General features: G+C 70.7%; 16 protein-coding genes and 2 pseudogenes. All 18 read left to right on the top strand.

Annotated features, from left to right (window positions below):
- Nucleotides 1-166, top strand: a pseudogene (locus UK82_RS35605) (50S ribosomal protein L6); the annotation flags it as partial.
- A gap of 32 nt (nucleotides 167-198) precedes the next feature.
- On the top strand, nucleotides 199-352 hold a 154-nt coding region (gene rplF / locus UK82_RS35595), incomplete at its 5' end, for a 50S ribosomal protein L6 (RefSeq protein ID WP_236705536.1).
- A 10-nt stretch (nucleotides 353-362) separates the two neighbouring features.
- Entirely contained in the window at nucleotides 363-737 is a 375-nt protein-coding gene (gene rplR / locus UK82_RS04350; RefSeq protein WP_044884210.1) for a 50S ribosomal protein L18, read from the top strand.
- A 53-nt stretch (nucleotides 738-790) separates the two neighbouring features.
- Nucleotides 791-1,399, top strand: a complete 609-nt coding sequence (gene rpsE, locus UK82_RS04345; protein ID WP_009740511.1) for a 30S ribosomal protein S5 — start codon at nucleotides 791-793, stop codon at nucleotides 1,397-1,399.
- Nucleotides 1,399-1,584 carry a 50S ribosomal protein L30 gene (gene rpmD / locus UK82_RS04340; protein WP_011602312.1) on the top strand — a complete coding sequence of 62 codons (186 nt, stop codon included), beginning with the start codon at nucleotides 1,399-1,401 and terminating at the stop codon, nucleotides 1,582-1,584. Before rpsE ends, rpmD begins: the two co-directional genes overlap by 1 nt.
- A gap of 2 nt (nucleotides 1,585-1,586) precedes the next feature.
- Nucleotides 1,587-2,132: a 50S ribosomal protein L15 gene (gene rplO, locus UK82_RS04335; RefSeq protein WP_110431424.1), complete on the top strand. Its 546-nt coding sequence runs from the start codon at nucleotides 1,587-1,589 to the stop codon at nucleotides 2,130-2,132.
- 254 nt (nucleotides 2,133-2,386) lie between these two features.
- Nucleotides 2,387-3,679 carry a preprotein translocase subunit SecY gene (gene secY, locus UK82_RS04330; protein ID WP_011602314.1) on the top strand — a complete coding sequence of 431 codons (1,293 nt, stop codon included), beginning with the start codon at nucleotides 2,387-2,389 and terminating at the stop codon, nucleotides 3,677-3,679.
- Nucleotides 3,679-3,931 (top strand): annotated as a pseudogene (locus tag UK82_RS35590) (nucleoside monophosphate kinase); the annotation flags it as partial. The gene secY and the pseudogene UK82_RS35590, both read left to right, overlap by 1 nt.
- 1 nt (nucleotide 3,932) lies before the next feature.
- Nucleotides 3,933-4,332, top strand: a 400-nt coding sequence (locus tag UK82_RS35585; protein WP_236705497.1) for a nucleoside monophosphate kinase, incomplete at its 5' end; no start/stop codon positions are given.
- Between the two features lie 166 nt (nucleotides 4,333-4,498).
- A complete protein-coding gene (gene map / locus UK82_RS04320) occupies nucleotides 4,499-5,344 on the top strand; it encodes a type I methionyl aminopeptidase (protein ID WP_055406414.1) in 846 nt (281 codons plus the stop codon).
- A gap of 253 nt (nucleotides 5,345-5,597) precedes the next feature.
- A complete protein-coding gene (infA, locus tag UK82_RS04315) occupies nucleotides 5,598-5,819 on the top strand; it encodes a translation initiation factor IF-1 (protein ID WP_006541558.1) in 222 nt (73 codons plus the stop codon).
- 79 nt (nucleotides 5,820-5,898) lie between these two features.
- Nucleotides 5,899-6,012, top strand: a complete 114-nt coding sequence (gene rpmJ / locus UK82_RS04310; protein WP_003956441.1) for a 50S ribosomal protein L36 — start codon at nucleotides 5,899-5,901, stop codon at nucleotides 6,010-6,012.
- A 204-nt stretch (nucleotides 6,013-6,216) separates the two neighbouring features.
- Nucleotides 6,217-6,597 carry a 30S ribosomal protein S13 gene (rpsM, locus tag UK82_RS04305; RefSeq protein WP_009740504.1) on the top strand — a complete coding sequence of 127 codons (381 nt, stop codon included), beginning with the start codon at nucleotides 6,217-6,219 and terminating at the stop codon, nucleotides 6,595-6,597.
- Between the two features lie 81 nt (nucleotides 6,598-6,678).
- Nucleotides 6,679-7,083 carry a 30S ribosomal protein S11 gene (gene rpsK / locus UK82_RS04300; protein ID WP_009740503.1) on the top strand — a complete coding sequence of 135 codons (405 nt, stop codon included), beginning with the start codon at nucleotides 6,679-6,681 and terminating at the stop codon, nucleotides 7,081-7,083.
- Between the two features lie 95 nt (nucleotides 7,084-7,178).
- Nucleotides 7,179-7,808 (top strand): 30S ribosomal protein S4, encoded by a 630-nt coding sequence (gene rpsD / locus UK82_RS04295; RefSeq protein WP_044884214.1) that lies wholly within the window; start codon nucleotides 7,179-7,181, stop codon nucleotides 7,806-7,808.
- 303 nt (nucleotides 7,809-8,111) lie between these two features.
- The gene (locus UK82_RS04290; RefSeq protein ID WP_044884215.1) at nucleotides 8,112-9,161 is read left to right on the top strand and encodes a DNA-directed RNA polymerase subunit alpha; all 1,050 of its coding nucleotides are present in this window, start codon (nucleotides 8,112-8,114) and stop codon (nucleotides 9,159-9,161) included.
- Between the two features lie 117 nt (nucleotides 9,162-9,278).
- Nucleotides 9,279-9,896, top strand: a complete 618-nt coding sequence (gene rplQ / locus UK82_RS04285) for a 50S ribosomal protein L17 (protein WP_044884216.1) — start codon at nucleotides 9,279-9,281, stop codon at nucleotides 9,894-9,896.
- Between the two features lie 206 nt (nucleotides 9,897-10,102).
- Nucleotides 10,103-10,999 (top strand): tRNA pseudouridine(38-40) synthase TruA, encoded by an 897-nt coding sequence (gene truA / locus UK82_RS04280; RefSeq protein WP_236705496.1) that lies wholly within the window; start codon nucleotides 10,103-10,105, stop codon nucleotides 10,997-10,999.
- The last annotated feature ends 1,153 nt before the right edge of the window (nucleotides 11,000-12,152 follow it).

The raw sequence follows: 12,152 nt of genomic DNA, 5'->3' as shown, positions 1-12,152 counted from the left end.
CTCGCTGCACGGCCTGACCCGCACCCTGGTCTCCAACATGGTCACCGGCGTCACCACCGGGTACTCCAAGACCCTGGAGATCGTCGGCGTCGGTTACCGCGTCCAGGCGAAGGGCTCCGACCTGGAGTTCGCGCTCGGCTACAGCCACCCCGTCCCGGTCAAGGCCNCCGAGGGCATCCGCTTCGAGGTGCAGACCCNGACCCGCTTCGTGGTCCACGGGATCGACAAGCAGTTGGTCGGTGAGGTCTCCGCGAAGATCCGCGGACTGCGCAAGCCCGACCCGTACAAGGGCAAGGGCGTGCGCTACCAGGGCGAGGTCGTCCGCCGCAAGGTCGGGAAGACCGGGAAGTAGGAGATAGATCATGGCAGTGAGCCTCGGCGCCAGCGCGCGTCGGCGGACCGCGAAGCTCCGTCGGCATGTCCGCGTGCGCAAGAAGGTGGCGGGCACCCAGTCCCGCCCCCGGCTCGTCGTCACCCGGTCCTCGCGGCACATCTACGCCCAGGTCATCGACGACGCCGCCGGCCACACGCTCGCCTCGGCGTCCACCCTGGACGTCACCCTGCGCGGTGGCGAGGGCGACAAGTCGGCCCAGGCCCGCAAGGTCGGCGAACTGGTCGCCCAGCGGGCGAAGGCGGCCGGGATCGACGCGGTCGTGTTCGACCGCGGCGGCCGGACCTACGCCGGTCGCATCGCCGCGCTCGCGGATGCGGCGCGGGAAAGCGGGCTGGACTTCTGATGACCGCTCAGCCCCAAGCCACCCAGTACAGCCAGCACAGGGAGATGTTGTAGATGCCAGGCCAGCAGCGCCGCGGCGGCGGGTCCGGCGGCTCGGACCGTCGGGAACGCCGGGACCGGTCGGGCGGCGGCCCGGCCCAGGAGAAGAACGCCTACGTCGAGCGGGTCGTCGCGATCAACCGCGTCGCCAAGGTCGTCAAGGGTGGTCGTCGCTTCAGCTTCACGGCCCTCGTCGTGGTCGGTGACGCCGACGGGACCGTCGGCGTCGGCTACGGCAAGGCCAAGGAGGTCCCCGCCGCCATCGCCAAGGGCGTCGAGGAGGCCAAGAAGCACTTCTTCAAGGTGCCCCGGATCGGCTCGACGATCCCGCACCCGGTGCAGGGTGAGGAGGCGGCGGGCGTCGTCCTGCTCAAGCCGGCCTCGCCCGGTACCGGTGTGATCGCCGGCGGTCCGGTGCGCGCCGTGCTGGAGTGCGCCGGTGTGCACGACGTACTGTCGAAGTCGCTCGGCTCGTCGAACCCGATCAACATCGTGCACGCGACGGTGGCCGCCCTGCGCGGCCTCATGCGGCCCGAGGAGATCGCGGCCCGACGCGGTCTGCCGCTCGAGGACGTCGCCCCGCCGGCCATGCTGCGCGCCCGCGCGGCCGGGGCCGGTGTGTGATGGCCAAGCTGCGCATCACGCAGATCCGTTCGGGGATCGGCGGCACCCACAACCAGCGGGCCACGCTCCGGACCCTCGGCCTGCGGAAGATCAACGCCACAACCGTCCGTGACGACCGTCCCGAGGTTCGCGGGATGATCAGGACTGTGACCCATCTTGTCCGGGTCGAGGAGGTGGACTCCTAGCCATGGCCGAACTGACCAAGACCGACAAGGGCGAGACCCCCAAGGGCGAGACCCCCAACGGTGAGACCGCCAAGGGCGACGCCGGCTCGGCGCAGACCGAGCGTGGCCGTGGCCTGAAGGTGCATCACCTGCGTCCGGCGCCCGGCGCCCACCGCAGCCGGATCCGCGTCGGTCGCGGTGAGGGCTCCAAGGGCAAGACGGCCGGTCGTGGCACCAAGGGCTCCAAGGCCCGCAAGCAGGTGCCCGCCCGGTTCGAGGGTGGCCAGATGCCCCTGCACATGCGGCTGCCCAAGCTCAAGGGCTTCAGCAACCCGGCCCGGGTGGAGTACCAGGTGGTGAACCTGTCCACGCTGGCCGAGCTGTTCCCTGCGGGCGGCGAGGTGGCCAAGGCCGACCTCGTGGCCAAGGGGGCCGTGCGCGCCAAGCTGCCGGTGAAGGTGCTGGGCAACGGCGACATCGACGTCGCGCTGCACGTCAGCGCCGACGCGTTCTCGGCATCCGCGCGGGAGAAGATCGCGGCTGCCGGCGGGAGCGTCACCCAGAGTTGAGACCCCGGGCGAGGGGCGGCCCCACGGCCGTCCCTCGCCCTGCTTGTCCGGGCAGCCCGCGCAACAGGCGGCGCGCACCGGCATCAGACTGGTTCTTCCCGGCCACCGCTGCTTACTGGGCGTGATGTCCGGACGAGTGGACCGGGTGTCCTGTTACAGTCGCCTAACCGACGTCGGCCGCCGGCCGCCGTAGGCGCTCCGCACAGGGCAGGATGTCCACTCCCCGTCGGTCCGCAATCCCAGCAGGAGGAGCCGTGCTCACCGCCTTCACGCGGGCATTCCGCACTCCTGACCTGCGCAAGAAGCTGCTGTTCACCGTCGGGATCGTGGTGCTGTTCCGGTTCGGCAGCGTCATGCCGTCGCCCGGCGTCTCAACCCGCGCGGTCAACACCTGCCTCAACAGCGCGAGCGCGGACAGCAGCAACGTCTACTCGCTGATCAACCTCTTCAGCGGTGGCGCACTGCTCCAGCTCTCCATCTTCGCGCTGGGCATCATGCCCTACATCACCTCGAGCATCATCATCCAGTTGCTCGTCGTCGTGATCCCCCGCCTCGAGCAGCTCAAGAAGGAAGGCAGCTCGGGCGAGCAGAAGCTCACCCAGTACACCCGCTACCTGACGATCGCGCTCGGCGTTCTGCAGGCGACCGGCATCGTGGCGCTGGCCCGCAGCGGACGGCTCTTCCCGAGCTGCTCGGCCGCCATCATCCCGGACACGAGCCTGTTCCGGGTCGCGACGATCGTCATCACGATGACCGCCGGTACCTCGGTCATCATGTGGATGGGCGAGCTGATCACGGCGCGTGGCGTCGGCAACGGCATGTCTCTGCTGATCTTTACCTCGATCGCGGCGCGCCTTCCCTCCGAGGGCAGCCGGATCCTCCAGGTCGCCGGCGGCGTGGTGTTCAGTCTGGTGATTCTGCTGGGGCTCGCGATCATGGTCTTCGTGGTGTTCGTCGAGCAGTCCCAGCGACGGATCCCGGTCCAGTACGCGAAGCGGCTGATCGGCCGGCGGATGTACGGGGGCACCTCCACCTACCTGCCCATCAAGGTCAACCAGGCCGGGATCATCCCCGTTATCTTCGCCTCCTCCCTGCTCCAGCTCCCGCAGCTCGCCGGGCAGGTGTGGAGCAACCAGGGCTTTCAGGACTTCGAGCAGAGGTATCTCTCTCGCGGGGACCATCCGCTCTACCTCGTGACGTACTTCGCACTCATCATCGCCTTCACCTACTTCTATGTTGCGATCACCTTCAACCCAACGGAGGTCGCGGACAACATGAAGAAGTATGGTGGGTTCATCCCCGGGATCAGACCGGGTAACCCGACGGCGGAGTACCTCAAACACGTACTAGACCGGATCACTCTCCCCGGCTCGCTGTTCCTCGGAGTGATCACCGTCCTTCCGTTGGCACTGTTGAACCTGACCAAGGACCAGCCGTTCCCCTTCGCGGGCACCTCGGTCCTGATCATGGTGGGGGTGGGGCTGGAAACCGTGAAGCAGATCGAAAGCCAGCTCATGCTCCGCAATTACGAAGGTTTCCTCCGGTAGTGCGCCTCGTACTGGTGGGACCGCCCGGTGCCGGAAAGGGTACGCAGGCCGCGTTCATTGCCCAGGCGCGGTCCATCCCCAAGATCTCGACTGGGGACATCTTCCGAGCGAACGTGCGACAGGGAACCGAACTGGGCGTCAAGGCCAAGACCTTCATGGATGCCGGTGACCTCGTGCCCGACGAGGTCACCATCGGGATGGTTCGCAACCGGCTCGCCGAGGACGACGCGGTCAAGGGCTTCCTGCTTGACGNGTTCCCCCGCAACGTGCCCCAGGCCGAGGTGCTCGGGCAGATGCTCGACGGGATGGGAACCCGCCTGGACGTGGTCCTGGAGCTCGTTGTCGACGACGACGAGGTGGTGCGGCGGCTCTCCGGCCGGCGGACGTGCCGCGCCTGCGGGCACATCTGGCATCTCGACTTCGACCCGCCGTCGGTCGAGGGCCTGTGCGACCGGTGCGGCGGCGACCTGTTCCAGCGCGACGATGACCAGGCCGCGACCGTGCGCCACCGGCTCGAGGTGTACGCGGACCAGACGTCGCCGCTGGTGGCGTACTACGCCGAGAAGGGCATCCTGATCGGCATCGACGCCACCGGCCCGGTGGACAACGTCACCGATCGGGCGCTCGACGCGCTGCGGCACTACGGGGACTGAGACGCCCGCCGCCCAGCGCCTGCCCGCTCTCGCGGTGGGCGGCGGTCCTGCGTCGGTCCTCGGGGTGGGCGTCGGCGGTTCGGATGATCGTCCGTGCTGCCGCCATCGGGTTGACGGTTAGCATCGGGTATCGGATCAGGACACGGACACAGACCGAGGCGAGAGCGTGGCGCGACGAGAGCACGTCCAGATCAAGACCGCGGCGGAGATCGCCAAGATGCGGGTGGCCGGCCTGCTCGTCGCCAAGACGCTCGCCCGGCTGCGCGAGGCGGTCGCCCCCGGCGTGACGACCGCGGACCTCGACGCGCTCGCGGAGAAGACGATCCGCGGCGACGGCGGAATCCCCTCGTTCAAGGGCTATGCCCAGCCGCCGTACCCGGCGTCGATCTGCAGTTCGGTCAACAACGAGGTCGTCCACGCGATCCCGACGCGCAGGCGGTTGCTGCGCGAGGGCGACATCATCTCGATCGACTGCGGCGCGATCGTGGACGGCTGGCACGGGGACGCGGCGATCACCGTCCCGGTCGGTGAGGTGTCCCGCGAGGCCCTCGACCTGATCGCGGCCTGTGAGGGCTCGCTGTGGGCCGGCCTGGCCGCCGCCCAGCTCGGTGGCAAGCTCACCGACATCAGCGCCGCTGTGGAGCGCCACATCCGCCCGCACGGCTACGGCATCGTCGACCACTACGGCGGCCACGGAATCGGCACCGAGATGCACCAGCCCCCCCACGTGCTCAACTACGGCCGGCCCGGCCGCGGCATCCGCCTGGTCGAAGGACTGGCGCTGGCGATCGAGCCGATGATCACCACGGGCTCGCCGGACACGACCGTGCTCTCCGACGACTGGACCGTCGTGACCCAGGACGGCAGCCTCGCCGCGCACACCGAGCACTCGGTGGCGATCACCTCGCGAGGCCCCTGGGTGCTGACCGAGCCCGACGGTGGGGTTGCTCGACTCGCCGCGCTCGGCGTCGCCTGCGGGCAGCCCGCCGATGCCCCGTCCGGCATCGGCTGAGCCTGTGTTGGCCCTTGACGGATGGGCCACGTACACTCTTCAGTTGGCGGTCTCCTCACGCCGGTGTGCTCCACCGCGTCGATAGCAGTCCTGATACGTGGCAGTTGCGGTCGGTGGCAGTGTGGTTGGCGGTCCGTGGTCCCTTCTGGGGTCCGGGCCTCTGACCTGGGTCTTTCCGGACGAATGTCCGGTCAGCTCGACCGGTCGCGGCCGAACCGCCGATTCAGTCGTCGACGTCAGGACAGCGGAGGACATGCCGAAGAAGGACGGGGCCATCGAGATCGAGGGCCGTGTGGTGGAGCCGCTCCCGAACGCAATGTTCCGGGTCGAGCTCCAGAACGGTCATCGCGTTCTCGCCCACATCAGCGGCAAGATGCGTCAGCACTACATCCGGATCCTGCCGGAGGACCGCGTCGTGGTCGAGCTCTCGCCCTACGACCTGTCTCGCGGCCGCATCGTCTACCGCTACAAGTAGTCGATCTCCTCCACATCGCCCGTACCACCATCCCATCGCCACGCGCGGCCCGCGGCTGCGCAGGAGGTCCGCAACAGCCGTGAAGGTCAAGCCCAGCGTCAAGAAGATCTGTGACAAGTGCAAGGTGATCCGCCGCCACGGGCGTGTCATGGTCATCTGCGACAACCTGCGTCACAAGCAGCGTCAGGGCTGAAGCCACTGACGGGTGGGCCTCGCCCCGCCGGCGGCGCGCGTACGCGCGCCGCGCGGCCCGGCTGAGGAGCACCGCACCCAAGCGATGCCAGGCGTCCCGCGCGGGACGTCTCACCCCCGGTCGGAGGCCGGGGCCCGGCCGGCACTGCGCCGGTCGGGGCGGCATCGCCCGAGACCTCCGGTTGCAGGAAGGAAACATCCGTACATGGCACGCCTCTCCGGCGTCGACCTCCCCCGCGAGAAGCGGGTCGAGATCGCCCTGACCTACATCTTCGGGATCGGCCGTACCCGCTCCCGGGAGACCCTCGCCGCCACCGGGGTCAACCCGGACACCCGCGTCCGCGACCTGAGCGAGGACGAGATCGTCCGGCTGCGCGAGTGGATCGACGCGAACTACCGGGTGGAGGGCGACCTCAACCGGGAGATCAAGCAGGACATCCGCCGCAAGATGGAGATCGGCTGCTACCAGGGTCTCCGGCATCGGCGGAACCTGCCGGTCCACGGTCAGCGGACGCACACCAACGCCCGCACCCGCAAGGGCCCGCGCCGTGCCATCGCCGGTAAGAAGAAGGCCGGCAAGAAGTAGTCAGGGCGCCCGGCGGGCCGCTCGGCCCGGCCTCGGACGACCACTGATCGACGACCTCGCAGACGGAGACCACACGCGAAGATGCCTCCCAAGACTCGCGCCGCCGGCGCCAAGAAGGTCCGGCGCAAGGAAAAGAAGAACGTCGCCCACGGGCACGCTCACATCAAGAGCACGTTCAACAACACGATCGTCTCGATCACCGATCCCACCGGGAACGTGATCTCCTGGGCCTCCGCCGGCCACGTCGGCTTCAAGGGCTCCCGGAAGTCCACCCCCTTCGCCGCGCAGATGGCCGCCGAGAACGCGGCCCGCAAGGCGCAGGAGCACGGGATGCGCAAGGTCGACGTGTTCGTGAAGGGCCCCGGTTCCGGCCGGGAGACCGCGATCCGCTCGCTGCAGGCCGCTGGCCTGGAGGTCGGGGCGATCCAGGACGTCACCCCGACCCCCCACAACGGTTGCCGCCCGCCGAAGCGGCGCAGGGTGTGACCGTGCGGCGTGGCGATCGCGGCCGGGACGGCGTCCCGGCCGGAGTCGTGGCGTCGCGTTCGAGTTCGCGCCAGGAGACGAGAGAGAAGGACTAGATGGCCCGTTACACCGGCGCGGACTGCAAGCGTTGCCGCCGCGAGAAGACGAAGCTGTACCTCAAGGGCAGCAAGTGCGACACCCCGAAGTGCCCGATCGAGATCCGGCCCTACCCGCCGGGCGAGCACGGTCGGGGCCGCACCAAGGATTCCGAGTACCTGCTGCAGAAGCGCGAGAAGCAGAAGTGCGCGCGGATCTACGGCATCCTGGAGAAGCAGTTCCGGGGCTACTACGACGAGGCGAACCGGCGGGCCGGCAAGACCGGTGACGAGCTGCTGAAGATCCTCGAGTCGCGCCTCGACAACGTCGTCTACCGGGGCGGCTTCGCGCCGTCCCGCGACGCCGCCCGCCAGGCCGTCCGGCACGGCCACGTCCAGGTCAACGGGCGCAAGGTCGACATCCCGAGCTACCGGATCAGCGAGAACGACATCGTCGAGATCGCGCCGAAGGCCCGGGAGCTCACCCCGTTCATCGTCGCCCGGGAGACCGCGGGCCAGGGCCGGGCCGTCCCGGCGTGGCTGGAGTCCATCCCGAGCCAGATGCGGATCCTGGTGCACTCCCTGCCGGCCCGGCAGGTCATCGACACCCAGGTCCAGGAGCAGTTGATCGTCGAGCTCTACTCCAAGTAGTTCCGGACGCCCCCGCCGGTGGCGGGAGGTGGCTCGGCCGCCGGCTCGCCAGCGGCGGGGCGAGCCGTCCTCCCGCCGCCGGGTCGGTGGCACTGTGCCCGCCGCCACCGCCGTGTGGCGGCGAGGCACACTGGAGAAGCGACAACCGGTGCCATGTGCGCCGCCCGGGTGGTTCAGCGGGTGGGCGGGCGGGCATCGGGCCCGCGGGTGGAACGGACCGATGTCCCACCCGCCGGCTCCCGACCCGGGAGCCCGCACCACACGGCGTCATATGGCGGTCGCCGTGGTCGGAAGGACGTACTCATGCTGATCGCTCAGCGTCCCACCCTCGTCGAGGACCCGATCTCCGAGTTCCGGTCACGTTTCGTGATCGAGCCGCTGGAGCCGGGCTTCGGCTACACACTCGGCAACTCGCTGCGCCGGACCCTGCTGTCCTCCATCCCCGGCGCCTCGGTGACCAGCATCCGCATCGACGGGGTGCTGCACGAGTTCTCCACCGTGCCCGGCGTCAAGGAGGACGTGACCGACCTGATCCTGAACCTCAAGGAACTGGTCGTCAGCTCCGACAACGACGAGCCGACGGTGATGTACCTGCGCAAGCAGGGCCCCGGTGAGGTCACGGCGGCGGACATCGCCCCGCCGGCCGGCGTCGAGGTGCACAACCCCGAGCTGCGCCTGGCCACCCTCAACGACAAGGGCAAGCTCGAGATCGAGCTGACCGTCGAGCGGGGCCGCGGGTACGTCAGCGCGGCCCAGAACAAGCAGGCCGGCCAGGAGATCGGGCGGATTCCGATCGACTCGATCTACTCGCCGGTGCTGAAGGTGACCTACAAGGTCGAGGCGACCCGCGTCGAGCAGCGCACCGACTTCGACCGGCTCATCGTCGATGTGGAGACGAAGCCGTCGATCTCCCCGCGCGACGCGATGGCGAGCGCCGGCAAGACCCTGGTTGGCCTGTTCGGGCTGGCCCAGGAGCTCAACGCCGAGGCGGAGGGCGTGGACATCGGCCCGTCGGCCGCGGACGCGGCGCTGGCGGCCGACCTCGCGCTGCCGATCGAGGAGATGGACCTGACCGTCCGCTCCTACAACTGCCTCAAGCGCGAGGGCATCCACACGATCGGCGAGCTGGTCTCCCGCAGCGAGGCCGACCTGCTCGACATCCGCAACTTCGGGCAGAAGTCGATCGACGAGGTCAAGACGAAGCTCGGCGCGATGGGCCTGCAGCTCAAGGACTCCCCGCCCGGATTCGACCCGCGTCAGGCCGTGGACACCTACGGCACCGACGGCTACAACCCGGCGTTCTCCGACCCGTCCGACGACGGCGCGGAGTTCGTCGAGACCGAACAGTACTGACCTTCACGAGGGCCCCCGCCCACCGGCGGGGGCCCTCGACGACCTCCGGTGGCGCATGCCGCCGTCCTACGGGCGGGCAGCCTGGCGGGACAGTGAAAGGAACGAGGAGCACTCATCATGCCCACGCCAACGAAGGGCGCCCGGCTCGGCGGCAGCCCCGCACATGAGCGGCTGCTGCTGGCCAACCTCGCCACCGCGCTGTTCGAGCACGGCGGCATCACCACCACCGAGGCCAAGGCCAAGCGGCTGCGCCCGTACGCCGAGCGGCTGGTGACCTTCGCCAAGCGCGGCGACCTGCACGCCCGGCGCCGCGTCATGCGCCACGTGCGGGACAACTCGGTGGTGCACACCCTGTTCACCGAGATCGGCCCGCGGTACGCCAACCGCAACGGTGGCTACACCCGGATCGTCAAGCTCGGCAACCGCAAGGGTGACAACGCCCCGCTGGCCCGCATCGAGCTGGTGGAGGCGCTGACCGTCGGCCAGCAGGCCGTCGACGAGGCCGAGCGCGCGCGCGGTACCCGCTTCGCCGAGCGGCGCAAGCCGACCGGCGCCACCGCCGAGGCCGCCGAGGACCTGGCGAACGAGTCGCCGACCGCCGCCGCCGTGGCCGCGCAGTCCGCCGAGGAGCAGGCCCCCGCCGCCGAGGAGACCCCCACTGCCCAGGCGTCCGAGTCGCCGGCGGTCACCGCCGAGGCGACGGACGACGACGATTCGGCCGAGTCGAAGTCCTGACCACGGCGATTCTTCGTCGAGGACGCGGACTGCCGCCGCTGCCCGCGTCCCGCCAGTAGCTCCCGCAAGGCCCGCCGCCCATCATGGGCGGCGGGCCTTCGCCGTTCATGTCGCCGCGTTCGTTCCATCGTCGGGGTGCCCGTCGGGGTGCCGTCGGGTCCGCCGCGTCGTGCCCCACCGGCGCGCCGCCGTACCGGGAGAGACAGATGTCCGATGTCGTGGGATCCGGTCCGTGCGTGCCCCACGCGGTGCCCGGCGCCGTGGCGGACGTGACGGCGAGGGCGGCGGGCCTGGTTCGGCTGCGCCTGGACATCGCCTACGACGGCACGCCGTTCGCCGGCTGGGCCCGCCAGCCTGGCCAGCGGACCGTGCAGGGCGACGTGGAGGACGCTCTCATCCGGGTCGCCCGGCTGCCGGCCGTGCGCCTGACGGTGGCCGGGCGCACCGACTCCGGGGTGCACGCCGCCGGGCAGGTGGCCCACGTCGACCTGCCCACGGACGTGCCGCTCGGCGGGCTCGCCCGGCGGCTCAACGGTGTCCTCGACCGGTCGGTCCGGGTCACCGGCCTCGCCCCCGCCCCGGCCGGGTTCGACGCCCGGTTCTCAGCGCTGTCCCGGCGCTACGTCTACCGCATCACCGACGCACCGTTCGGCGCCGAGCCGCTGCGGCGTTTCGACACGCTCGCCTGGCCGCGGCCGCTGGACGTACCGGCGATGGCCTCGGCGGCGCTGCTGCTGGTCGGGGAGCACGACTTCGCGGCCTTCTGCCGTCGGCGGGAGGGGGCGACGACCGTGCGCACCCTGCTTCGCCTCGATGTGTTGCGCCGCCCCGACGGGGTGATCGTCGCCGACGTGGAGGCGGACGCCTTCTGCCACTCGATGGTCCGGGCGCTCGTCGGGGCGCTGCTGGCGGTGGGTGAGGGACGCCGGCCGCCGCAGTGGCCGGCCGCGGTCCTGCACCGTGGACTGCGGGATCCGGCTGTCACCGTCGCCCCCGCGCACGGACTGACGCTGGTCGAGGTGCGTTACCCCCCGGACGCGGAGCTGGCGGCGCGGGCCGAGGTCACCCGGGCCGTGCGCGTGCCCACCACCCCGTCCGGCTGAGGTCCGCCGGGAAGGGCGGTCTCCCGGCGGGCGCTCCCGGCCGTCCGGCTGGTGGTGTGGTGGGCGGCAAGGTCCGGAACGTCAGCGGCGCGGGCCGTGCCCGAGCACCGCCCGGTCGCCCATCGGCTCGGTGGCGAGCGTGGCCAGGTCGGTCTGGGCGTTGCGCAGCGCCGGGTCGGTGGCCGCGCCCGAGGTGCCGTCGACGTACGCGATCTGGGTGTAGACGAGGTAGTGCCCGCGGCTCAGCGCGCTGCGCCAGGAGTTGTTCCCGCCCGGCCCGGTGATCTGCGCGTTCTGGATCGTGCCCGCCGGGATCGGCAGCGGCACGATGCCGCCGCGGCCCTGGTTGAGCACCTGCGCGGCCTGGGTGGCCGTCGCGCTGGTGTCCAGGGAGAACACGGTTGCTCCCGCGAGTACCTGCCGTCCGCCCTGCTGGGGGTGGCTGAGGAACAGCGAGCGCACCACCTGCCGGCAGTGCGGGGCCTTCAACTGGCCGATCAGGTCGCCGGTGAGGTTCGGGCAGCCGGAGTCGAGCTTGCGGGCGAGTCGCTGGTAGCCCCGCCCGTCGACCGCGACGGACGGCTCGGGGAAGAACTCCTCGGGGGTTATCGGATCCGAGTCGACCGCGGCGCTGTCGAGGAAGTTCGCCGGTATCGGCGGCAGTGAGGCCGTCGCGGGCGGCGCGGCGGCGCCCTTGTCGTCCCCGCCGCGCAACGCGACGGCCGCCACGGCCGCGATGAGCACCAGGACGGCCCCGGCGACGATGGCCAGCAGCCGCCGGGAACCGCGGGCCCGGCCCGCCAGGCCAGGCCGCTCGCCCTTCTCGGCCGAGGAAGGAGGACCGGCGTCGGTGTGCTCCCCGCCGCCGGGCTCGTCGGGATACCCGTCCCGGTCGGGATACCCGTCCCCGTCCGCGTATCCGTCGACGGCTGCCTGCTCGTCCAGGTCGCCGAGGTCGGTCGAGGCGGAAGGGGTGGTCGTGCCGGTCGGGGAGCCGGTGGCGGTCCGGGGATTCGGCTCGGTCCGGGGATTCGGGTTGATGAGGGGATTCGGGTTGGTGAGGGGAGTGATGCCCGTCAGCTGGCCGGGCGCGCCCGACCAGCCCCGGATCGACCAGCCGCTCGCCGGTTCGGACGGCGCGTGCTCCGTCCCT

The sequence above is a fragment of the Frankia sp. ACN1ag genome, from assembly GCF_001414035.1.
Taxonomy (GTDB): domain Bacteria; phylum Actinomycetota; class Actinomycetes; order Frankiales; family Frankiaceae; genus Frankia; species Frankia torreyi.
Note: the sequence above shows the minus strand (reverse complement) of the source record. Positions and strands in the feature narration are given on the sequence as shown.

What these genes read in the sequence shown, in the direction of transcription:
- truA (WP_236705496.1), top strand. Translation starts at nt 10,103, where the DNA reads ATGTCCGATGTCGTGGGATCCGGTCCGTGCGTGCCCCACGCGGTGCCC.
- UK82_RS04290 (WP_044884215.1), top strand. Translation starts at nt 8,112, where the DNA reads ATGCTGATCGCTCAGCGTCCCACCCTCGTCGAGGACCCGATCTCCGAG.
- infA (WP_006541558.1), top strand. Translation starts at nt 5,598, where the DNA reads ATGCCGAAGAAGGACGGGGCCATCGAGATCGAGGGCCGTGTGGTGGAG.
- rplQ (WP_044884216.1), top strand. Translation starts at nt 9,279, where the DNA reads ATGCCCACGCCAACGAAGGGCGCCCGGCTCGGCGGCAGCCCCGCACAT.
- rpsD (WP_044884214.1), top strand. Translation starts at nt 7,179, where the DNA reads ATGGCCCGTTACACCGGCGCGGACTGCAAGCGTTGCCGCCGCGAGAAG.
- rpsM (WP_009740504.1), top strand. Translation starts at nt 6,217, where the DNA reads ATGGCACGCCTCTCCGGCGTCGACCTCCCCCGCGAGAAGCGGGTCGAG.
- rplO (WP_110431424.1), top strand. Translation starts at nt 1,587, where the DNA reads ATGGCCGAACTGACCAAGACCGACAAGGGCGAGACCCCCAAGGGCGAG.
- rpmD (WP_011602312.1), top strand. Translation starts at nt 1,399, where the DNA reads ATGGCCAAGCTGCGCATCACGCAGATCCGTTCGGGGATCGGCGGCACC.
- rplR (WP_044884210.1), top strand. Translation starts at nt 363, where the DNA reads ATGGCAGTGAGCCTCGGCGCCAGCGCGCGTCGGCGGACCGCGAAGCTC.
- rpsK (WP_009740503.1), top strand. Translation starts at nt 6,679, where the DNA reads ATGCCTCCCAAGACTCGCGCCGCCGGCGCCAAGAAGGTCCGGCGCAAG.
- rpsE (WP_009740511.1), top strand. Translation starts at nt 791, where the DNA reads ATGCCAGGCCAGCAGCGCCGCGGCGGCGGGTCCGGCGGCTCGGACCGT.